The organism is Amycolatopsis sp. NBC_01307 (assembly GCF_035975215.1).
Lineage (GTDB): Bacteria > Actinomycetota > Actinomycetes > Mycobacteriales > Pseudonocardiaceae > Amycolatopsis.
In genome coordinates this window covers 5,042,035-5,062,173 of record NZ_CP108403.1, presented here as the reverse complement: position 1 = coordinate 5,062,173, position 20,139 = coordinate 5,042,035, and the positions used below count along the sequence as shown (strand labels likewise).

Here is a 20,139-nt window from a genome sequence, read left to right as displayed (position 1 = left end):
CGCCGGCGGCGGAACTCATCGCGATCCGGGGCACAATCTCCGGCGTGGACGCGAGCGAGGACTTCGAGCCGTTCCGGCGTGAGCTGGTGGTGCACTGCTACCGGCTGCTCGGCTCGCTGCACGACGCCGAGGACCTGGCCCAGGAGACGCTCCTGCGCGCGTGGAAGGCCCGGGAGCGCTACGACGAACGCCGCGCGTCCGTGCGCACCTGGCTCTACCGCATCGCGACGAACGTCTGCCTGACCGCGCTCGAGGGCCGGGCCCGCCGGCCGCTGCCGTCCGGGCTCGGCGCCGCGAGCACCGATCCGGGCGCCCCGCTGACGCCGGACTTCGAGGTGCCCTGGCTGCAGCCGCTACCAGGCCGCTACACGGAGGACCCGCAGGCCCGCGCCGGGGTGCGGCTCGCGTTCGTCGCCGCCACGCAGCTGCTCCCGCCCCGCCAGCGGGCGGTCCTCGTGCTGCGGGACGTCCTGCAGTTCAGCGCCGCCGAGGTCGCCACGCAGCTGGACACGTCGGCGGCCGCGGTCAACAGCTCCCTGCAGCGGGCGCGGGCCGCCCTCGCCGCGGCCACGCCCCGGGACCACGAGGTGCGCGAGCCCGGAGACCGGGAGGTCCGGGAGACGGTCGAGCGCTACGTCCGCGCGTTCGAGGCCGCCGACGTCCCGGCCCTGGTCACGCTGCTGGCCGAGGACGCCGTGCTCGAGATGCCGCCGGTCCCGCTCTGGTACGCCGGGCGCGCGGACTACGGCCGGTTCATGGCGCGGGTGTTCGCGATGCGCCCCGGCGGCTGGCGGGCGGTCCCGCTCACGGCGAACGGGCAGCCCGCGCTCGCCGCGTACTGCCCGGACGACGCCGGCGGCCACCGCCTGCACACCCTGCAGGTGCTGACGGTGACGCCGGCCGGGATCGCGCACAACGTCGTGTTCCAGGACCCGCGGGCGTTCGCGGCCTTCGGCCTCGCCGCGTCCGTCCCTTGAGGACTACTTGCTCGCCACCTTGCGGTACCGCGCCGTCGCCAGGGGCGCGAACACCGCGATGATCGCCACGCAGCACAGGATCGAGTACAGCGCCGCGTGCTCCGCCGGCCAGCCCGTCGGCGGGACGCCGAAGCGGTTGCCGAACAGGGCGCGCGTCGCGTTGATCACCGCGGTGAACGGGTTCCAGTCGGCGATCGCCCGCAGGAACGGCGGCATCTTGTCCGTCGGCACGAACGCCGACGACACGAAGCTCAGCGGGAACATCCAGATCAGCCCCGCGCTCTGCGCCACCTCGACGCTGCGCGCGGTGAGGCCGATCAGCGCGCCGACCCACGACAGCGCCCACGCGAACATCAGCATCACCAGGTAGCCGAGCACGGCGTCGAGGAAGCTGCCGCGGATCCGCCAGCCGACGATCAGCCCGCACAACGACATCACGACCAGCGCCACCACGCTGACGACGAGGTCCGACGTCGTGCGGCCGAGGACCACCGCGATCCGGGACATCGGCAGCGAGCGGAACCGGTCGATGATGCCCTTCTGCAGGTCGTTGGCGAAGCCGATGACGGTGAACGCCGAGTTGAACGCCACCGTCTGGGCGAAGATCCCGGCGATGAGGAACTCGCGGTAGGCCCCGCCGCCCGCGTCGCCGCCGATCGCGTTGCCGAAGACGTAGGCGAACAGCAGCACGAACATGATCGGCTGCAGCGTCGCGGCCATCAGCCAGTCCGGGTTGCGCCGGACGTTCATCAGGTTGCGCCAGGTGATGACGCCGCCGTCGGAGATGCCTTTCGTGAGCGCGTTCACTTCGCGGCCTCCTCTTCGGCGCCGTGCCCGGTCAGGGACAGGAAGACGTCGTCAAGCGTCGGCCGGTGCAGGCCGACGTCCTGGACCGTGACGCCGAGGCCGTCGAGCTGCCGCAGCGCCTCGATCAGCGCCTTGGGCCCGGTGTCGACGAGGATCTCGGCGCGGCGCGTGTGCTCGTCGCCCGACGGCTCGCCAGTACCGACCGCGCGCAGGACGTCGAGGGTGGCCGGCAGGTCCGCGGCCGCGGCGACGACCAGCTCCAGGCGTTCGCCGCCGATCTGCGCCTTGAGCTCGTCGGCGGTGCCGCGGGCGATCACCCTGCCGTGGTCGATGACGACGATCGCGTCGGCCAGCTGGTCGGCCTCTTCGAGGTACTGGGTGGTCAGCAGCACGGTGGTGCCGTCGGCGACGAGCTCCTTGATCACCGCCCAGGTGTCGAGGCGCCCGCCGGGGTCGAGGCCGGTGGTGGGCTCGTCGAGGACGACGACCGCCGGCTCGGCGACCAGCGCGCCGGCCAGGTCGAGCCGCCGGCGCATGCCGCCGGAGTACCCCTTCGCCGGCCGGTCGGCGGCCTCGGCGAGCTGGAACCGCGCCAGCAGCTCCCGGGCGCGGGACCGGGCCGCGGGTTTGCGACGGCCGTAGAGCCGCCCGACCATGTAGAGGTTCTCGAAGCCGGTGAGGTTCTCGTCGACGGCCGCGTACTGCCCGGACAGCCCGATCCGCTGCCGCACGGCGTCCGGTTCGGCCAGGACGTCGTGCCCGGCCACCCACGCCTCGCCCGAGTCGGGACGCAGCAGCGTGGTCAGGATCCGGACGGTGGTGGTCTTGCCGGCGCCGTTCGGCCCGAGCAGGCCGAGCACCCGCCCGGCCGGGATCTCGAGGTCGACGCCGTCGAGCGCGCGGGTCGAACCGTAGGTCTTCACGAGCCCGCGTACCCGGACGGCGATGTCCGGCTCCGGCGGTGACAGGGCCGGCATGGCGGCTCTCCTTCCGACGACACACCGCCAAGCTAGGGCACGTTGTCCCGGTTTTCCTCCGGGATTCTCCCGGAGACGCGTCAGTTCGCCGAGAGCGTCACGGCGAACTCCGGCGGCGTCCGCAGCGACTGGAACACCACGCAGTACCGTTCGGTGAGCTTCTTGAGCGTCGCGAGCTGGCCGGCGTCGGCGTCGGTGTCCAGGGCGAACGACAGCCGGATCGCGCGGAAGCCGACCGGCGCGTCCTTCGCGACGGCGAGGGTGCCGCGGAAGTCGAGGTCGCCTTCGGCGCGGACGCGCCCGCCCCGGACGTCGAGGCCCAGCGACGTCGCGACCGCCCGCAGCGTCACCCCGGCGCACGCGACGAGCGCCTCGAGGAGCATGTCGCCGGAACAGGCGAGGGTGCCGTCGCCGCCGGTGGCCGGGTGCAGGCCAGCTTCGACGACCGCGCGGCCGGTTTCGACCTTGCAGGAGATGCCGAGGCCGTCGAGTTCGGCGTCGGCGTGCAGGGTGACGAGCGCGCTTTCCGGCGCGTCGCGGTACTTGTCCTTCAGCGGGGCCTGGGTCGCGCGCAGCTCTTCGGTGTCCATGGGCCCGATTGTGCCCGCTCGCCAAGGAAAAGCGAAAAGGCGGGGAGCCCGGATTTCCCGGTCTCCCCGCCTTTTCAGTGCGGATTCAGCTGGTTCAGCTCAGCGTCACCGCGGCGTCGTCGATCACGAACGACGTCTGCAGCGAGCTGTCCTCGGTACCCGTGAACTTCAGCGCGAGGGTCCCGCCGGCGGCCGACGAGACGTCGACCGTCTTGAGGACGTACCCGGAGGCCTTGTTCAGGTTGGAGTAGCTGCCCAGGGTGGTGCTGCCGTTGGTGACGGTCAGCTTGTCGTAGGCGGTGGTGGTGGTCGTCTCCGCCGTGTCGATGTGCAGGTAGAACGTCAGGCTGGCGTGGCACCCGGCCGGGATGCTCACCGACTGCGCGAGCGTGTCGGTGTGCGTGGTGCCGTACCCGTTCAGCCAGGCGTTGTACGTGCCACCGTGGGTGGGCTGCTGCGAGCCGTTCTGCCCGATGACACCACTGGTCTGCGTCCAGCTGGTGGCGCCGGACTCGAAGCCGCCGTTGGCCAGCTTCTGGCCGGAGCAGCCCGTGGTGGTGCCGACGGTCCAGGAGAACGACGCCGTGCCGGTCTTGTTGGCCGCGTCCTTCGCCGTCACCGTGACGTTCGAGGTGCCCGCGGTGGTCGCGGTGCCCGAGATCGTGCCGGTGGAGGCGTTGATCGACAGGCCGGCCGGGAGGCCGGTGGCGGTCCAGGTGTACGGCGAGGTGCCACCGCTGGCGGACAGCGGCAGGTTGACCGAACCACCGGTGGTGGTGGACTGGTTGCCCGGGTTCGAGACGGTCACGGTGCCGGTCGCGGAGCACGTCGGGTCACCCGACTGCGCCGGCACGGAGATCGCGTCCCACGCCGCCTTGACGGTGTTGAACTCGGTGCAGCTGCCCGGGAAGAGGTTCTTCGCCGCGGTCAGCGTCCAGGTGCGGTACTTCAGGTACGAGCTGCCCGTGGTCTTCAGCAGCATCGCGTTGTAGAAGATCTTCACCGCGTTCTGCACACCGATGCCGGTGATGCTGGTGCTGTTGCACGTGGTGCTGGTCGGCTGCCCGTTGGTCGGGTTGGTGCCTTCGGCCAGCAGGTAGAACCAGTGGTTGCCGGGGCCGGCCGACGCGTGGACCTCACCGTTGGGGACGGAGCTGTCGTAGCAGTTCTTGTCGCCCAGCGCCGACGGGTTGTACATGTTGCGGATCGGGCCGGAGCCGACCAGGTTGACCGACTCGCCGACGAGGAAGTCCGGGACGTCGCCGCCCGCGGGCTCGTTGGCGAACCACTCGGTCGAAGCGCCGAAGACGTCCGCGACGAACTCCTGGGTGCCCGAACCGGAAATGCCGCCCGGGGTGTGGTCGTCGACGCCGTGGCCGTGCTCGTGCGCGACGACGTCGATCGAACCGATCCACTGGTTGTTCGTGTTGTGGCCGATCTGGACCTGGGTGCCGTCGTAGTAGGCGTTCTCGTCGTTCAGGCCGACGCGGATCGGCCAGCCGCCGCCGCTGCCGTCGAAGCCGTTGCGGCCCAGCCACTGCGAGAGCATCTTGTTCTCGGTCTGGGCGGCGAAGAGCGCGTCGACGCAGCCGGTCTCGCGGCTGGTGGCGTTGCCGTTGCCCCAGGCGTCGTCCGGACCGCTGAAGGTGGTGTTGTTGGCCGCGTCCTGGCAGGACGTGTTGGTGATGGCCGGGTCCTTCAGGGAGTACGTGCTGCCCGAGTGGGTGGTGTCGAGGTGCACCGGGTTCGGCTTGTTGTACGCGCTGGTGCCGTCACCGTTCATGACGTGTTCCTGCGTGTGCAGCACCTTGCCGGTGGCGGCGTCGACGACGACGTCGAGCCGGCTCGGCCCTTCGGCGTTGCGGCCGACGACCGTGCTCTGCCACGCCAGCGCCGGCGAGCCGAGCGCGAAGACGACCTGCTGCGCGGGGCTCACGCTGTCCACGGAGGCCAGCTGCTGCCGGGCGGTGGCCTCGGCCGCGGCCTTGGTCACCTTGCCCGAGGTCGTGGCGAGGTTGATGGTCTGGTCCTGCGCGACGGAGGTGCCGAGCACCTGGCCCGTCGAGTTGGTCGTGACGACGAAGTCGCCGCCGACGACCGGCAGACCCTTGTAGCTGCGCTCGTAGGGGATGTACTGCAGCCCGTTGGTGGAGGAGATCGCTTTCTGGGCCAGGAAAACGTCGTCCGAGCTGGCGTGCAGCGCGGTGGGCCTGCTCGCCACGAGGCCGGCGGCCGCGGTGGCAGCTTGGGCCTGGGCGCTCGGGGCGGCGTTCGGGGTCGCGTTCGGGGCGGGTTGCGCCTGTGCGGTACCGGTGATGCAGAGGGCGCCGATGAGCACGCCGGTTGCTGCCAAGACGACAGGACGTCTCAGTTCCATCGAGGAATCTCCTCCGGGCAGGGTGAACCAGGCCCGGGTTCGAGGCGGGCCCAGATCAGGGGAACGAGAGGTGGTGCTGTGGAACGGAAATCAGAATCCGGTGCTGAGGCCTCGTGAACAAGCGACTAACGTACGGTCTTATTGACATATGGCAATACTTCCCAAAACCGACATTTAACACCTTTGGGATTCTGTCGAGTGATCGTCCACTGAGGACTTCCGGTTGCTCACCGCCGTTCGGGTGATCTTTGCCGCGGCGGGAAAAAGAAGGGCCCCCTCGCCGCGGACGGCGAAGGGGCCCTTCTTGGTACGAGTGTGTCAGGCGGTCGTGGCGCGCTTCGGGAGCTTCCAGCCCGGGCGCACGAAGTGGCACGTGTACCCGTTGGGGATGCGCTGGAGGTAGTCCTGGTGCTCCGGCTCGGCCTCCCAGAAATCGCCCACCGGGGCGAGTTCGGTGACGACCTTGCCGGGCCACAGCCCGGACGCGTCGACGTCGGCGATCGTGTCCTCGGCGACCCGCTTCTGCTCGTCGTTCTCGAAGTAGATCGCCGAGCGGTAGCTCACGCCGATGTCGTTGCCCTGGCGGTTCTTCGTGGTCGGGTCGTGCACCTGGAAAAAGAACTCGAGCAGGTCGCGGAACGTGGTCTGCGCGGGGTCGTAGACCACCTCGATGGCCTCGGCGTGCGTGCCGTGATTGCGGTAGGTGGCGTGCTGGACCTCACCGCCGCTGTAGCCGACCCGGGTCGACAGCACCCCGGGCAGCCGGCGGAACAGCTCCTGCATTCCCCAGAAGCAGCCACCGGCCAGGATGGCCTTCTCGGTTGACGTGGTCACGGCGTCACTCCTTCTCCTCGTGCGGTGCTACCACCGGTACAACTTCTGTGGTCAGCCGATGATTCCACGCGGGGATTACGGAAGCCTGACGTCACCCGGCCTGGAGCTTCGCGAGGGTGAGCACGTCGCCGCCGATGCCCCAGCCGCCGTCGGCGACCTCCTCGACCAGCACCATCGTGGTCGCCCGGGCGCGCTCGCCGTAGATCTCGGCGTAGAGCTCGGTGGTGCGGGTGACGATCTGCTCCTTTTGTGCGGGAGTGAGTGTGCCGGCGGGGACCTTGAAGTTGGCGAACGGCATGTCGTGTCCTTCGTTATCGTCGCTTACGTGATGACGTAACCGACGTTAACACCTTGAGTGGATCGGCGCTACCGTCTGCTTGATAACGACGATACCAGCTGGTAGCGTCGCTGCCGTGGACTTGCGAACGCGGATTCTGGAGGCGGCCGCCGACCTGCTGTCGCGGTCGGCCGAGGCCGACTTCTCGACGCGCGCGGTCTGCGAGGCCGCCGGGGTCGGCGCGCCGGCGCTCTACCGGCAGTTCGGCGACAAAGAGGGCCTGATGGCCGCCGTCGTCGACCACGGGTTCGAGAAGTACCTCGCCGGCAAGCGGGCCGCGCGGCCGTCCGACGACCCGGTGCGCGACCTGCGCGACGGCTGGGAGAACCACGTCGCGTTCGCCGTCGGGAACCCGAACTACTACCGGCTGATGTACTCGGGCCTCTCGACGCCGCCCAACGCGGCGGCCGAGGCACACGGCCTCCTGCTCGAGGTGCTCGAACGCTGCGCGGCCGCCGGGCGGCTCGCGGTGGCGCCGGCGGTCGCCGCGCAGATGGTGATGGCGGCCAACGCCGGCGTCGCGCTCTCGATGATCACCCGGCCGGCCCTGTACCCGGACACCGGGTTTTCGGTGCGGGTCCGGGAGAGCGTGCTCGCGGGCATCCTGGCCGGCGAACCGGCGGAACCGGCCGGGGGAGTGGCCGCCACGGCGACCTTGCTCGGCGCCCAGCTGCGCAAGGACGCCCCGGCGGCCCTGTCCGCGGCCGAAGTGACGCTGCTGCAGGAGTGGCTGGACCGCCTGGCCGAGTGATCCACAATGGACACTCGGCTGGACATTCGAGCGGACACCCGGCCGCCTGGCGGCAGGTGATGCGCCATCCGGGTTGTCTTCGCCGCGTTCCGGGTTTGACGCGGCAACGCCGCGCACGGCGATGCGACCATGGCCCCGGGGCCGGTCTCCGGACCTGCCTGGGGAGGAGGCGCGATGCCGGACATCGCCCCGGAACGCACCAGCGGCGTCCTGGTCGTCGAAGTGCGCGGGGAGCTCGACATCGCGACGGTCGTCCGCTGGACGACGGTGATCGAGGCCGCGATCTGCGAGCTGCCGGGCCCCCACCTGCTGGTCGTCGACCTCGCGGAGCTGGGCTTCCTGTCCGCCCGCGGCGCGGCCGGCCTGCTGGAGGCGTTCGACCTCTGCCGCGACCGGGGCATCGACGGCTGCCTGATCGTCCCCCCGGGCACGGCGGTCAGCCGGGTGGTGCGGTTGTCCGGGCTCGATCGCCGGGTCCCGGTGTACCCCGACCGCCTGGCCGCGATCGCGGCGTCCCAGCCGGTGGAGATGCGCTGGCTGCACGCCCACGCACGCTGACGTCCCGTCCGCGCCCCGCGCTCCCGCTCGGCTGCAGTTCACGCTGCCGCTCGGCCGCCGCTCACGCTGCCGCTCGCGCTGTCGCGAAGTCCGTGAATGTCGCATCGAGGGACATCACGTCCGTGAATGTGGCATTCACGGACCTGGGCCCGCGCCACGTCAGGCCGGCTCGCGCACCAGCTCCGCCGCCGCGTCGGTGAACGCCCGCACCCGGGCCGTCGTCGCGTCGGCTCGCCAGACCAGGCCCCACTCCAGCCGCGGCGCGTCGCCGAACGGGACGTACGCGAGGTCGGGCCGCGGGTAGTACCGCCGGATGTGGGCGCCCACCGGCAGGACGCCCTCGCCCGCGCCCGCCGACGTCAGCAGCTCCTGCAGGCCCGCGGCCGGCCGGGTCACGGCGTCCGGCGCGTGCTCGTCGAGCCACGGGTCCGGCAGCGCGCAGCGCAGCACCGTCAACCGCGCCAGGTCCGCGGCCGGCACCGACTCCCGCCGGGCGAACGGGTGGCTCGCGGCCACCGCGAGGAAGCGCAGCTCCCGCACCGGCACCGGGCCGGTGACCAGGCCCGGGCCGTCGAGCGGGAGGCCGGCCAGCACGACGTCGACCTCGCCGTCCCGCAGCCACGGCAGCACCTCGGCGGGCCGGACCTCCCGGAACTCGACCCGGCAGCCCGGCTGCCGCCGCCGGAACAGCTCGGCCACCCCGGCCAGCAGCTGCCCGCCCGCCGCGTCGCCGAACGCGACGCGCAGCGTGCCCGTCACCCCGCGTCCGGCCTCGATCGCCTTCCCGAACGCCGCCTCGACCGCCGACCACGCGGGCCCGAGGTCGGCCAGCAGCCGCCGCCCGGCCGGCGTCAGCTCGACCCGGCGGCTGGTCCGCGCGAACAACGGCACGCCGACGTGTCGTTCGAGCTTCCGGATCGTCTGGCTGACCTGCGCGGTCGACACGTGCAGCCGCTCGGCCGTGCGGCCGAAGTGCAGCTCCTCGGCGAGCGTCAGGAACGACTCCACCTCACGCCGCTCCGGCGCATCGTTAACCACCACTTCACGATCGTGGCACAGAAGCGCGTTGATCACCCTCGCGAGCAGGACGAGCCTGGAGCGCGTGACCACTTCGCTCCAGGAACTCCACGACCGCGTCGAGATCATCGACGCGCTGTACCGCTTCGGCCTCGGCCAGGACCTGAAGGACCGGACGCTCTTCGCGTCGTCGTTCGCCGCCGACGCCGAGGTCGACTTCCGGCCGGCGGCCGCGCGGTGGGGCGCGGCGCCGCCGGTGATGACCGGCCGGGACGCCATCGTCGACACGATCCTCGCGCTGTTCGCCGGGCGCGTCGACACGACCCACCAGGTCACGAACCCGCGCGTCACGATCGACGGCGACACCGCGCACCTGAGCGCGCTGGTCGAGGCGCAGCACCTGCTGAGCCCCGACCACGACGTCCACGCGCTGCTGAAGAACCGCTACGACGCCGACCTCGTCCGGGACGGCGACCGCTGGGTGCTGCGCCGCGTCGTCATCGAAAACGCTTGGTACACCGGCGATCCCGCCGCGATCTTCGGCTGAGCCGGGCTACTCGCCGCGCATCGAGCGGCGGATGGCGGCCAGCCTGTCCTTGGCCGCCTGGTCGCGGTCGGCGATCTGCTTGTCCAGGGCCTCGGTCGTGTTCTCGGTCCCCAGCCCGGCCACCTCCTCCGCGCCGAGCGAAGTCGTGTACCGGCCCTCGATCTTGTCCCGCACGAAGTCGAAGCTCGGGACGCCGCCCTCGCTGTAGTCCGGGTCCGGCAGTGGTGGTGCCGGCGACGGCACCGCGAGGGCGGCGGTCGGGGTTTCGTCGACGATCTCGGCGTCCACCACGTTCGGGTCGTCCACGGGCTTGTCGTTCATCGTCGCTCCTCGCCACTGCCGGTCTGCCACCGACCTTAGCGCCGGAGCGGTCAGTCCCGCCGGTGCTTCGCCGGTGGCGCCGCCAGCGTCGCGCGGACCGCCCGCTCGACGAGGATCGGCACGAAGACGTGGATGCGGGCGTCGCCGAACCGCGCGCGTTCGCGCTCGACCAGGCCGTGGACGGACTCCCGGCCGTAGTCGCGGGCCAGCCGGTCCTCGACCACCGACAGCTGCAGGTCCAGCTGCTCGGAAGCGATGGTGTCCAGCGTGGGTGTGCTCATGAAGGGCCTCCCTGCGTCGCGTGAGGGGGAAGTACCCGGCGAGACGACCACGGGGTGAACTGAAGATGAACGACAGGGGCGCGTCCGGCAGTGGGTAATTCGGCCGTGTGCGGTCGCGGCCGGGTGGTGAATTCTCGACGCGGTAAGTCGCTTGCCGGAGGGAGCAGACCATGAGTGCCGGGGCGTACCACGCCGAGACGACGGAGATGGGGACGGTCGTCAAGGCGGTCGAAGACGTCGGGTCGTCGTTCCTGTCGACCACGCGGGACCTCGAAGGGCTCGTGCTGAACGCCCTGTCGTTCGCCGGGATCGGCAGCGGCGTCGCCGCCGCGAACTCGGCGCTGCACTCGCAGCTCGGCAGCGCGTTGCAGAAGTTCCTCAGCCTGATCGGGAACGTCAACCAGAACGTGCAGACGGCCGCGAACGGCTACAACGCCGTGGACGCCGACGTCGCCCAGGGCTACGGCGGCGGTACGCAGCAGGCCGCGGCCGGCGGTGGCGCCGCGGCGGCGGCCGCGCCGATACCGCAGCTCGACCCGCGTGTCGTCGACTCGATCATGGCGTCCGAGGGCGCCACGGGGGAGCAGGGCGGCGTGCCCGAGGCCTACGGCTTCCGGCAGAACATGCACAACGGCTACGACCAGATCATCGCGGCGCGCGAGCAGTACGGCCAGGGCAGCGCCGAGGAACGCGCCGTCGTCAGCGACCTGATGAGCGCGAACGCCCGAGCGGCCGGTGCGCTCAACTTCACCGACGCCGGCACGCAGGCCGCGATCATGTCCGGCGCTCACATGCGCGGCGCCGGCGGCGTCCGCGCGATCATCAACCACATGGGCGGCGACGACATCGTGCGCAGCTCGAACACGATCAGCGACGCGGCGGTCCAGCACGTCCAGGGCCTCTCGGCGCAGGACTTCCAGCAGCAGTTCCACGACGCGCGCATCGAGTACGACCGCCAGATCTACGGCGGCACGACCACCCACCAGGGCGGGCACACGGCGAACTGGTGGGACCGCTACGGAAACGGGCTGACCCAGCGCTACGACCGCGAGCAGAACGAGTTCCTCGGGTTGTCCCAGCCGCAGAACTGAACCGTTCCAATGATCTTCGGGGTGATTCGAAGATCGGGAAACGGGGCACTTCACCTCCTGTAGCCGAACGACAGCGGGAGGCACACGATGATCCGGAGGATGACCGCGGTACTGGGCGGGATCGCCGCCATGGCGGGCGTGGTGACGCTCGCCGGGACGGCGGAGGCGGCTTCAACGCCGTGCAGTGCCGAAGCGAAAGCCTGCGTTCAACGCAGTACGAACACGGCGTGGTTGACGGACGGCGCCGGGAACGTCACGCACGGCGGGGTCCCGATCACGGTCGGGCTCGCGAAGTACCCGACTCCGCTCGGGACGTTCCACGTGCAGTACAAGGACATCGACCACTACAGCAAGCAGTTCAACGGGCCGATGCCGTATTCGGTGTTCTTCACGAACACCGGGGTCGCGTTCCACCAGGGCAGCCTGAAGGTGAAGTCCCACGGCTGCGTGCACCTTTCGCACGCGGACGCGGTGACCTTCTACAACTCGCTGCACCCGGGTGACGTGGTCCAGGTCGTGGCCTGAGTTATCCGTCCCCGGAATCGTCCACTGTGGAGCAGTCCACCGAGGACGGCGCCGAAGACCAAGTGGTCCAGCACCTGCGGAACGCGGGGAAGCGTGCGCACCGCCGGGTAGGCCCTCGCGACGATCCCGAGATCGAGCGCCGCGATGACCAGCCCGGCCACGGCACCGCGGGTGACGCCGAGTTCGTGGCGGCGGAAGGCGAAGCTCAGCACGACGGTCCAGAGGGAAGAGATCCCGATGTGCGCGACCAGCCCGGCGGCGACGCCGGGCCGGTCGCGCCGTCCGGGCAGAAGCGTTCCGGCCGCCCGCGTCGCGGCGAGGACGTCACCACGCGTCAGCAAGGCATGAGCGGTGGACGGAACCCCGCTCACCACAGCGGCGATCACCCCAGCGCGAATCATGTGGCCAGGTAACCGGCCAGCCGAATCCGCAGCCCGCGAACGTAGGGAAGCGCGATCGTGAACGCGGCCGCGGGGTGGTACCCGGACAGCCGGTCGCCGTGCGTACACGGGCCGGCGAAGTAGACGAAGGCGTCTTCGTCGTCGTAGCGCCCAGGAGACCAGCGCGTCGCATCGCCGGCCCGTCGATCCGGGCACTCGGCCCGCGCGACCCAGTAAGCGCCGAGCTTCATCACCTTGGCCAGCTGAATGGCGAACCCGCCGAGATCGGTCTCCGGCAGCCCGAGCCCCCGCCCGCTCCACACCCGGGGCGTGCGGTAGTCGTCACCCACAAGGTGGCCGAAGGTGACCGAGCCGCCCACGCACAGCCGCGTCCAGCGAGCGGATTCCGCTGCCCCAGCGGAAACCCCACGCCGCCCGCCGACGATCTCCAGCGTCATGAGGGAACGATAGTCGATCAGCCGGTGATCGACACCGCCGTGAGGATCGAGCCGGCTGCGCCGCCCGGTCTAGTGACACCCGTTCAGAGCCGGATGGGCTTCTTGTTCATGAACTCCTCGATGCCCAGCGGTCCCAGCTCCCGGCCGATGCCCGAGCGCTTGATGCCGCCGAACGGGAGGTCCGCCTCCGAGCCGCCCGACTTGTTCAGGTAGACCATGCCCGCCTCGATGCCGCGGGCCACCCTCGTGGCCCGGGTGCGGTCGGTGCCGAAGACGCTCGCGCCCAGGCCGAACGGGGTGTCGTTCGCCAGGGCGATCGCTTCTTCTTCCGTCTCCGCGCGGAACACCAGGACCACCGGGCCGAAGATCTCCTCGTGGTAGGCGGCCATCTCCGGCGTCACGTCGGTGAGGACCGTGGCCTCCAGATAGGCGCCCGGGCCGGGGACTCGGTGGCCGCCCGCGCGCAGGGTCGCGCCTTCGCGGATCGCCGTCTGGACCTGGGCGGCGACCTCGTCCGCCGCCGCTGTCGAGGCCAGCGGGGGCAGTGTCGTCGCCGGGTTCGCCGGGTCGCCCGGGACGTAGTACTCCGCGACGCGCTTGGCCAGCCGGTCGACGAACTCGTCGTAGAGCTCGCCCAGCACGATCATCCGCTTGGGCGCGTTGCACGACTGGCCGCAGTTGCGCATCCGGGCGGTCGCGGTGACCTTCACCGTCTCGTCCAGGTCGTCGGTGTCCAGCACGATCAGCGGGTCGGACCCGCCGAGCTCGAGGACGCACTTCTTGAGGTTCCGCCCGGCCTCGGCCGCGACGGAGATCCCGGCCTGCTCGCTGCCCGTCAGCGAGACGCCCTGGATGCGCGGGTCCGCGAGCATCCACGGGACCTGACGGCTGGACGCGAAGACGTTCACGTACGCGTCTTCGGGCACGCCGGCGTCCTGCAGCACCCGCTCGATCGCGGCGGCCGAGCGCGGGCAGATCGACGCGTGCTTGAGCAGGATCGTGTTGCCCAGCACCAGGTTCGGCGCGACGAACCGGGCGACCTGGTAACACGGGAAGTTCCACGGCATGACGCCGAGCAGCGCGCCGATCGGCTCCTTGGTGAGCACGGCCTCGCCGCCGCGGATCGGGAGCGGCTCGTCGGCGAGCAGGTCCGGGCCGCGCTCGCCGTAGTACCGGAAGATGTCGACGACGATGCCGATCTCCCCGCGGCCTTCGTTGATCCGCTTCCCCATTTCGAGGGTCATGATCGCGGCCAGCTCGTCGGCGCGTTCGGCGAACAGGTCCGCGGCCCGCAGCACGATCGCGGCCCGCTCGGCGACCGGCCGGCGCCGCCAGGCCCGGTACCCGCCGTGCACCCGGCCGATCGCGGCGCGGACCTCGTCGTCGGTCGCGTTCGGGATCTCTTCGACCAGCTCACCCGTCGCGGGATCAGTGACTGAGTACATGAGAGCGACGGCCTCCAGCTTCGACGGCAACGCGGTCGAGCCCGAGTATAGCCTACTGAATACTGTATACACTAGCTGTGCCGGTTTTGTCGGACCTCGCGGGCATGATGGCCCGCGTGATCGGAACCTGGCACGGCCTCGTCCTCGACTGTCCCGACCCGGCCGCCCTCGCGGCCTTCTACCAGGAGCTGCTCGGCATGGTTCGCGTGCAGGACGGCGCGGACTTCGTCGTCATCGGTGACGCGCTGGACCGGCCGGGGGTCGCCTTCGCGCGGGTGCCCGGGTCGCGCGCTCCCGCTTGGCCCGACGGGGATCCGCCGCAGCAGATGCACTTCGACGTGCGCGTCGAGGACCTCGACGTCGCCCAGGAGCAGGTGCTGGCGCTCGGGGCGACGCCGCTGAAGGGCGGTGAGCGGTTCCGGGTCTTCGCCGACCCGGCCGGGCACCCGTTCTGCCTCGTCGCCTGGTGATCGCGGTAGAGGGCGGGGAACGGGGCCAAGTCTCACCGTTCCCCGCCCCATCCGGGTTTTACGGGATGATGCCTCGCGACGCCAGCGCGTCCGCCAGGCGCTCGCGCAGTTCCTGCGCCGTGGCCTGGACGTCGATCTCCGCCGGGGGTGAGAGCACCTTCGAGATCACCGTCGAGAGGTTCTGGTACGCCGGGGTCAGGGGGCGGACCGCCGCGTCCGTCAGCGCCGCCTGGATGTCGCCCTTCATCGGGTACTGGTCGGCCATCGTCGGGTTTTCCTTCGGGTCACCCGGTTTCGCTGGGTCGAGCGGGGCCGTGTCGCGGTAGATCGACGCCAGGCTCGGCGGGATGCCGTCGACCAGGGCCTGGTACTTCTGGCTCGACGCGTTGCGCAGGCACAGCGCCGCTTCGAACGCCTCCGGCTTGTGCTGCGAGTACGTGCTCACCGCCAGGTTGAAGCCGCCGATGGTGACCCGGCTGGGCTGCCCGGCGACGACCGACGGGTAGCGCGTCCACTTGAAGTGGCTCAGCTCCTGCGGCTTCTCCTTGGCGTAGGAGGCGTACACGAACGGCCAGTTCAGCTCGGTCGCCGCCTGGCCGCGCTGGAACGCCTGGCGGATCTCGTCTTCCTTCTGGTTCGTCAGCGACGGGTCGGTGATCCCCGCGGTGGTCAGCTTTTTGAGCAGCTCGAGAGCCTTCACCGCGCCGTCGTCCATCACCACGGACTTGCCGTCGTCGGACAGGATGTGCCCGCCCGCCGACGCCACCAGCGTGTTGTAGAAGACGACCAGGCCTTCGTACTGCGCGCCGGTGAACACGACCTGGTACGGCTTCCCGGCCGCCTTCAGCTGCTGGGCCTGGTCCATCAGCTGGTCGAACGTCCTGGGCGGCGACGGCGTGATCCGGTCGTCGTACCAGAGCAGCTGCACGTTGGTGTTCTTCGTGGCGCCGTAGAGCTTTCCGTTCCACTTGGCCGTCGCCAGCGGGCCGGGCAGCACGTCCCGGGTGGCGGCCGCGGCGTCGGCGCCGGTCCACTCCTGCGCCCAGCCCGCCTCGGCGAACTCCGGCACCCAGGTGACGTCGAGGCCGAGCACGTCCAGCGACGTGTCGCCCGCGGCGAGCCGGCGCACCATCTGCTCGCGCTGGCCGTCCGCGCCGCGCGGCAGCTTGTTGTAGACGATCTTGTAGCGGCCGCCGGCTTCCTGCGTGCACTTGTCGACCACCGTCTGGAGGTGGTCCTCCGGCGAGATGTAGAGGTTGATCGTGAGTCCCGCGGCCCCGGAGCACGCGGCGAGCGCGCTGCTCGCCAGGAGCGCGGCGCCCACGACGGGAAGGATCTGGCGCATGTCGGCCTCCTTGCCGGACAGCCCACGCTGATTGCAAGCGCTTGCAGCGATGATTATCCTCGATCGAGGTGGGTGTCAATCCGCCAACCGTGAAGGACTGCAAGCGCTTGCAAGACCCGGGGTGGGGGAATGCCGGACAAGCTCGACGACGTCGCCCGGCTCGCCGGGGTCTCGGCGGCGACCGTCTCGCGGGCCTTGCGCGGCGTGCCGGGGGTCGCCGAGCGCACGCGGACGCGGGTGCTGGCCGCCGCCGCGGAGCTCGGCTACGCGGTCTCGCCCGCCGCGTCGAGCCTGGCCACCGGCCGCACCGGCACGGTCGGCGTGATCGTGCCCTACGTCGACCGCTGGTACTTCGCGCGCCTCATCGCCGGCGTCGAACGCGTGCTGCGCGAGGCCGGGATCAGCTTGCTGCTCTACAACCTGGGTGACGACACGGGCCGCGCCCGGTTCTTCGCCGGCCTCCCGCTGCGCCGGCGCGTCGACGCGGTGCTCGTGCTGTCGCTCCCGCTCTCGGCGATCGAACGCGAGCTGCTGCTGGGCCTCGACGTCCCGCTCGTCACGATCGGTACCGAAGAGCCCGGCGCGGACTCCGTCGGGATCGACGACCACGGCGCCGCGGTGACCGCGATGCGCCACCTCGTCCAGCTGGGCCACCGCGAAATCGCGTTCATCGGCGAGGACGCGCCGGTGCCGCTCGGGTTCACGACGCCGCTGCGCCGGCTGGCGGCGTACCGCGAGATCTCCCACGCGGTGTGCCGCGAAGACGGCCGTGCGCCGGACGCCGCGTTCGAGACCGGCGGCGGGTTCACCGTCGCCGGCGGGGAACGGGCGATGGGCGCCCTGCTGGGCCTGCCCCGCCGGCCGACCGCGGTGTTCGCCGCGTCGGACGAGATGGCCTTCGGCGCGCTGCGGGCGCTGCGCCGGACCGGGCTGCGGGTGCCGGACGACGTCTCGGTGCTCGGGTTCGACGACCACGACCTGGCCGAGCTGCTCGACCTGAGCACCGTCGCTCAGCCGGTGGCCGAGCTCGGTGCGCGTGCCGGCGAGCGGATCCTGGCGCGCTTGTCCGATGGAAAAATTCTGACATCTCCGGCGATCTTGCGGACAAGACTAGTCCTTCGGGGCAGTACCGCCCCGCCGACGACTCGTTGACCTGCGCTTTTTCCGGCGTTGCTCTGTTCGGTCGATTGCGGCCGAGGCGATCAGCGGGTCAAATAATCGCCGACAAGGATTAATCGCAGTGAGGAGCTGGCTGTGCAGTGGGGGTCCGTGCTCGAAGATGGCGGGGCGGGCATGGTCCGTCCGTACTTCCGCACCCATGGCCGGACGCGGCCGACACGGGATCTTCCCGTCGAGACACTGGTCTCGACCACCCCGCGGGGGCGGGCCGTGGTGCGGGGGAGCTCGCGGGAGGAGTCGGAGATCTGCGCGCTGCTCCGGACGTCCCAGTCGGTCGCCGAAGTCGCGGCGCTGCGCCGGATTCCGCTGGGGGTGGCGCGGGTCCTGCTGTCGGATCTCGCCGATCGCGGCCTGGTGGCCGTGCACACCGTCCGGATGACCGCGGGCAACCGGCCGAGCCTGGACCTGATGCACCGCATCCTCCAGGGCCTCAGCGCGTTGTGAACTCCCGGATCAGCCGGGCGAACTCGGCCGGCTGGTCCAAGGGCAGCAGCGTGTAGCTGTCGGCCACTTCGACGAGCTTTCCCTTGGGCAGCAACGCCGCCAGCCGTTTCCCGTGCTCCGGCGGCATCACGCGGTCCTCGCTCGCCCAGACGACGAGCACCGGCCGGTCGAACGCCGGCAGCCGCTCGGTGGGCTCCCGCAGGAAGCCCGGGTCGGCGCCCGCGGCGCGCAGCATGCGGACGGCGTCACGGCGGATTCCCGCGTCCGTCAGGATCGGCCGGACCCAGCCCGCCGTGGTCGCGTCGCCGCGTTTGGTCAGCCACCCGAACGCGATCGGCAGCCGCCGCACCGCGCCCAGGCGCATCTGCTGCATGAACAGCCCGAACAACCGCGGCGAGAGCTTGCCGGACGTCACGACCGTCTTGCCGGTGAGGCCCGGCGGGAAGTTGTCGAACGCCTCGCACGAACCGAGCACCACGCGGCTCACGCGCGCCACGCCGTCCGCCATCAGCAGCTGGACCAGCGCGCCGCCGGTGTCGACGCCGACCAGCGTGACGTCCCGCAGGTCCAGCTGCGCGAGGAATTCGCCCAGCAGGCGGGCGATCCCGGGCAGCGACAGGTCCGCGTCCGCGCGCACCGGGTGCCGGTGCGCGCCGAGCGGCAACGTCGGGACGACGCACCGGTGGTCGGCGGCGAGGTCCGCGACCGGGCCGTCCCACAGCGAGCCGTCCATCAGCAGGCCGTGGACCAGGACGACGACCGGGCCCGGCCCGCCGCTGTCGGTGTACTCGACGGTTCCCGCGGACAGTTCGACCTGCATGACGGCCTCCCGGTGACGTCCCCCTGCGCAGAAGTGAACCACGTGGTTCGCAAACTGTCGAGGAACTCAGGAAGCCGCTTCCTCCCGCTCCACCGCACGCAGCAACGCCTGGAACCCGGCTTCGGCGCCCGAGCCGTCGTCGCTGGTCAGCAGGTCCACCAGGAACCCGCGCAGGGTCGCCAGGATCATCTCCGCGACCTCGAGTTTCCGCTGGTCGGGCCAGTGCGACGGGCAGAACGACACCAGCGCCGGCAGGTACTGCTGCGACGCGCCCCGGCCGAGGGCGGCGTAGCGGCCCGGGTCGTACATCGCCAGGCCCATCGCCTGGTCGAGCACCCGCCGCAGCCGCGACTCCTCGTCGCGGAGGCTGTGCCACGCGGCCCGGACACGGGCGCTGAGCGTGGCCGGCTCGACGGTGATCGCCGCCAGCGCGTTGCCGATCCGGCGGTCCCGCAGGGTGACGACCGCCTGGCGGAGCAGGTCTTCGGCGCCGTCGAAGTGGTAGAGCAGCACCTTGTGCGTCGTCCCGGCCGCCCGCGCGGCACGCCGGAGCGAGAAGTCCACGAGGCCGTTCTCGGCGACGTCGTCGGTCACCTTGTCGAGCAGTTCCCGGCGCCGGGCCTCCCCGCGCGGCGAGCCGGCCGACCGGCGGTAGCCCGCCCGGGCCGGTTCGTCCCCGGTAGCGTTGTCCACGGGAGACAGCTTGGCATGCTGCCCCGGAGGGGATTCGCGATGCACGTGCTGGTGACCGGGGGCAATGCCGGCATCGGGTACTTCGCCGCCGAGCAGCTCGCCTCGGCGGGCGCGGAGGTGACCATCGGCAGCCGCGACGCGGCGAAGGCCGACGCGGCGGCCGCCTCGATCCGCTCGCACGTCTCGGGCGCGAAGATCCGCCACGTCCGGCTCGACCTGGCCGACCTCGCGTCGCTCGAACCGGTCGTGAACGCCGTCGGCGCGCTCGACGCCCTCGTCTGCAACGCCGGGGTGATGCTCGACGAGCCGCCGCGGCGCGAGACGGCCGACGGCCACGAAATGATGTTCGGCACCAACCACCTCGGCCACTTCGCCCTCGTGGCGCGGCTGCTGCCGAACCTCGCGCCGGACGGCCGGATCGTCACCACCGGCAGCTTCGCGGCCAAGTCGTCGAGCCTCGACTTCGCCGACCTCCAAAGCGAACGCGACTACCACCCGAAACGCGCGTACGAGCGGTCCAAGCTGGCCCAGATGCTGTTCGCGCTGGAGCTCGACCGGCGGCTGCGGGCCGCGGGTTCGAAGCGGCTCAGCGTCGTCGCGCACCCGGGTGGCGCGCTCGACTCGCTGACGCCGTCGCGGCCGCCGGTGCACGTCCGCACCGCCGGGCAGTGGCTGCGCGGGCTGCCGGCCCGCGCGCTGCTGCAGGGCAAGGACGCCGGCGCGCGCCCCGCCGTCCGCGCGGTGCTCGGCCCGGACGTCGCGGGCGGGCAGCTGTGGGGCCCGCGGACGTTCGGCCTCCGCGGCCGGCCCCGGCTCGAACCCCGCTGGGCGAACCTGACCGAAGATCCTTCAGCGGCGCGGTTGTGGGCGGAAAGCGTCACGCTGACCGGGCTGGACCCGCTGGGCTGACCGTGC

25 protein-coding genes are annotated in these 20,139 nt (G+C 71.3%); 10 read left to right on the top strand and 15 right to left on the bottom strand.

What is annotated here, in order from left to right; translation table 11 throughout:
• Positions 1–44 precede the first annotated feature (44 nt).
• Positions 45–977 carry a sigma-70 family RNA polymerase sigma factor gene (locus tag OG439_RS21110; protein ID WP_326951078.1) on the top strand — a complete coding sequence of 311 codons (933 nt, stop codon included), beginning with the start codon at positions 45–47 and terminating at the stop codon, positions 975–977.
• Between the two features lie 3 nt (positions 978–980).
• On the opposite strand, the gene OG439_RS21105 is transcribed toward OG439_RS21110, so the two are convergent.
• The 6 genes from OG439_RS21105 to OG439_RS21080 all read right to left on the bottom strand — a co-directional run bounded on the left by OG439_RS21105 (position 981) and on the right by OG439_RS21080 (position 6,860).
• Positions 981–1,784 carry an ABC transporter permease gene (locus tag OG439_RS21105; RefSeq protein ID WP_326951077.1) on the bottom strand — a complete coding sequence of 268 codons (804 nt, stop codon included), beginning with the start codon at positions 1,782–1,784 and terminating at the stop codon, positions 981–983.
• Complete coding sequence (locus OG439_RS21100) at positions 1,781–2,761, bottom strand: ATP-binding cassette domain-containing protein (protein ID WP_326951075.1); 981 nt, start codon at positions 2,759–2,761, stop codon at positions 1,781–1,783. The genes OG439_RS21105 and OG439_RS21100 overlap by 4 nt, the downstream gene beginning before the upstream one ends.
• An 80-nt stretch (positions 2,762–2,841) precedes the next feature.
• A complete protein-coding gene (locus OG439_RS21095) occupies positions 2,842–3,351 on the bottom strand; it encodes an OsmC family protein (RefSeq protein WP_326951074.1) in 510 nt (169 codons plus the stop codon).
• 94 nt (positions 3,352–3,445) lie between these two features.
• Complete coding sequence (locus OG439_RS21090) at positions 3,446–5,728, bottom strand: M4 family metallopeptidase (protein WP_326951073.1); 2,283 nt, start codon at positions 5,726–5,728, stop codon at positions 3,446–3,448.
• Between the two features lie 318 nt (positions 5,729–6,046).
• A complete protein-coding gene (gene msrA / locus OG439_RS21085) occupies positions 6,047–6,562 on the bottom strand; it encodes a peptide-methionine (S)-S-oxide reductase MsrA (RefSeq protein ID WP_247053786.1) in 516 nt (171 codons plus the stop codon).
• Between the two features lie 91 nt (positions 6,563–6,653).
• Positions 6,654–6,860: a 4-oxalocrotonate tautomerase family protein gene (locus tag OG439_RS21080; protein WP_326951072.1), complete on the bottom strand. Its 207-nt coding sequence runs from the start codon at positions 6,858–6,860 to the stop codon at positions 6,654–6,656.
• Between the two features lie 115 nt (positions 6,861–6,975).
• Between OG439_RS21080 and OG439_RS21075 the strand changes: the two genes are divergently transcribed.
• Entirely contained in the window at positions 6,976–7,650 is a 675-nt protein-coding gene (locus OG439_RS21075) for a TetR/AcrR family transcriptional regulator (RefSeq protein ID WP_326951071.1), read from the top strand.
• A 174-nt stretch (positions 7,651–7,824) separates the two neighbouring features.
• Complete coding sequence (locus OG439_RS21070; protein ID WP_326951070.1) at positions 7,825–8,208, top strand: STAS domain-containing protein; 384 nt, start codon at positions 7,825–7,827, stop codon at positions 8,206–8,208.
• Between the two features lie 159 nt (positions 8,209–8,367).
• On the opposite strand, the gene OG439_RS21065 is transcribed toward OG439_RS21070, so the two are convergent.
• Entirely contained in the window at positions 8,368–9,246 is an 879-nt protein-coding gene (locus tag OG439_RS21065; RefSeq protein ID WP_326951069.1) for a LysR family transcriptional regulator, read from the bottom strand.
• 64 nt (positions 9,247–9,310) lie between these two features.
• On the opposite strand from OG439_RS21065, the gene OG439_RS21060 reads away from it, so the two are divergent.
• Entirely contained in the window at positions 9,311–9,772 is a 462-nt protein-coding gene (locus tag OG439_RS21060; RefSeq protein ID WP_326951068.1) for a nuclear transport factor 2 family protein, read from the top strand.
• Positions 9,773–9,778: 6 nt separating this feature from the next.
• Here OG439_RS21060 and OG439_RS21055 read toward each other — a convergent pair whose 3' ends face one another.
• Together OG439_RS21055 and OG439_RS21050 are read right to left on the bottom strand one after the other, a co-directional pair.
• Complete coding sequence (locus OG439_RS21055) at positions 9,779–10,093, bottom strand: hypothetical protein (RefSeq protein WP_326951067.1); 315 nt, start codon at positions 10,091–10,093, stop codon at positions 9,779–9,781.
• Between the two features lie 50 nt (positions 10,094–10,143).
• Positions 10,144–10,374 (bottom strand): three-helix bundle dimerization domain-containing protein, encoded by a 231-nt coding sequence (locus tag OG439_RS21050; RefSeq protein ID WP_326951066.1) that lies wholly within the window; start codon positions 10,372–10,374, stop codon positions 10,144–10,146.
• A 170-nt stretch (positions 10,375–10,544) separates the two neighbouring features.
• Between OG439_RS21050 and OG439_RS21045 the strand changes: the two genes are divergently transcribed.
• Both OG439_RS21045 and OG439_RS21040 read left to right on the top strand, forming a co-directional pair.
• Complete coding sequence (locus tag OG439_RS21045; RefSeq protein ID WP_326951065.1) at positions 10,545–11,465, top strand: hypothetical protein; 921 nt, start codon at positions 10,545–10,547, stop codon at positions 11,463–11,465.
• An 87-nt stretch (positions 11,466–11,552) separates the two neighbouring features.
• Positions 11,553–11,990 (top strand): L,D-transpeptidase, encoded by a 438-nt coding sequence (locus tag OG439_RS21040; protein WP_371827543.1) that lies wholly within the window; start codon positions 11,553–11,555, stop codon positions 11,988–11,990.
• Here OG439_RS21040 and OG439_RS21035 read toward each other — a convergent pair.
• The 3 genes from OG439_RS21035 to OG439_RS21025 all read right to left on the bottom strand — a co-directional run bounded on the left by OG439_RS21035 (position 11,945) and on the right by OG439_RS21025 (position 14,273).
• Positions 11,945–12,376 (bottom strand): hypothetical protein, encoded by a 432-nt coding sequence (locus OG439_RS21035; protein WP_326951064.1) that lies wholly within the window; start codon positions 12,374–12,376, stop codon positions 11,945–11,947. The genes OG439_RS21040 and OG439_RS21035 overlap by 46 nt on opposite strands.
• Positions 12,377–12,387: 11 nt before the next feature.
• Positions 12,388–12,828, bottom strand: a complete 441-nt coding sequence (locus tag OG439_RS21030; protein ID WP_326951063.1) for a hypothetical protein — start codon at positions 12,826–12,828, stop codon at positions 12,388–12,390.
• A gap of 83 nt (positions 12,829–12,911) precedes the next feature.
• On the bottom strand, positions 12,912–14,273 hold the full coding sequence (locus tag OG439_RS21025; RefSeq protein WP_326951062.1) for an NAD-dependent succinate-semialdehyde dehydrogenase: 1,362 nt from the start codon (positions 14,271–14,273) through the stop codon (positions 12,912–12,914).
• 77 nt (positions 14,274–14,350) lie between these two features.
• Between OG439_RS21025 and OG439_RS21020 the strand changes: the two genes are divergently transcribed.
• The gene (locus OG439_RS21020; RefSeq protein ID WP_326951061.1) at positions 14,351–14,743 is read left to right on the top strand and encodes a VOC family protein; all 393 of its coding nucleotides are present in this window, start codon (positions 14,351–14,353) and stop codon (positions 14,741–14,743) included.
• 58 nt (positions 14,744–14,801) lie between these two features.
• On the opposite strand, the gene OG439_RS21015 is transcribed toward OG439_RS21020, so the two are convergent.
• Positions 14,802–16,088, bottom strand: a complete 1,287-nt coding sequence (locus tag OG439_RS21015; RefSeq protein ID WP_247053758.1) for an ABC transporter substrate-binding protein — start codon at positions 16,086–16,088, stop codon at positions 14,802–14,804.
• Between the two features lie 129 nt (positions 16,089–16,217).
• On the opposite strand from OG439_RS21015, the gene OG439_RS21010 reads away from it, so the two are divergent.
• Positions 16,218–17,240 carry a LacI family DNA-binding transcriptional regulator gene (locus tag OG439_RS21010; protein ID WP_326951060.1) on the top strand — a complete coding sequence of 341 codons (1,023 nt, stop codon included), beginning with the start codon at positions 16,218–16,220 and terminating at the stop codon, positions 17,238–17,240.
• 102 nt (positions 17,241–17,342) lie between these two features.
• Positions 17,343–17,711 carry a DUF742 domain-containing protein gene (locus OG439_RS21005; RefSeq protein WP_247053754.1) on the top strand — a complete coding sequence of 123 codons (369 nt, stop codon included), beginning with the start codon at positions 17,343–17,345 and terminating at the stop codon, positions 17,709–17,711.
• On the opposite strand, the gene OG439_RS21000 is transcribed toward OG439_RS21005, so the two are convergent.
• Together OG439_RS21000 and OG439_RS20995 are read right to left on the bottom strand one after the other, a co-directional pair.
• Entirely contained in the window at positions 17,698–18,531 is an 834-nt protein-coding gene (locus OG439_RS21000) for an alpha/beta fold hydrolase (RefSeq protein WP_326951059.1), read from the bottom strand. The two genes, OG439_RS21005 and OG439_RS21000, sit on opposite strands and share 14 nt — an antisense overlap.
• A gap of 66 nt (positions 18,532–18,597) precedes the next feature.
• Positions 18,598–19,224: a TetR/AcrR family transcriptional regulator gene (locus tag OG439_RS20995; RefSeq protein ID WP_326951058.1), complete on the bottom strand. Its 627-nt coding sequence runs from the start codon at positions 19,222–19,224 to the stop codon at positions 18,598–18,600.
• A gap of 39 nt (positions 19,225–19,263) precedes the next feature.
• Between OG439_RS20995 and OG439_RS20990 the strand changes: the two genes are divergently transcribed.
• The gene (locus OG439_RS20990) at positions 19,264–20,133 is read left to right on the top strand and encodes an SDR family NAD(P)-dependent oxidoreductase (protein ID WP_326951057.1); all 870 of its coding nucleotides are present in this window, start codon (positions 19,264–19,266) and stop codon (positions 20,131–20,133) included.
• The last annotated feature ends 6 nt before the right edge of the window (positions 20,134–20,139 follow it).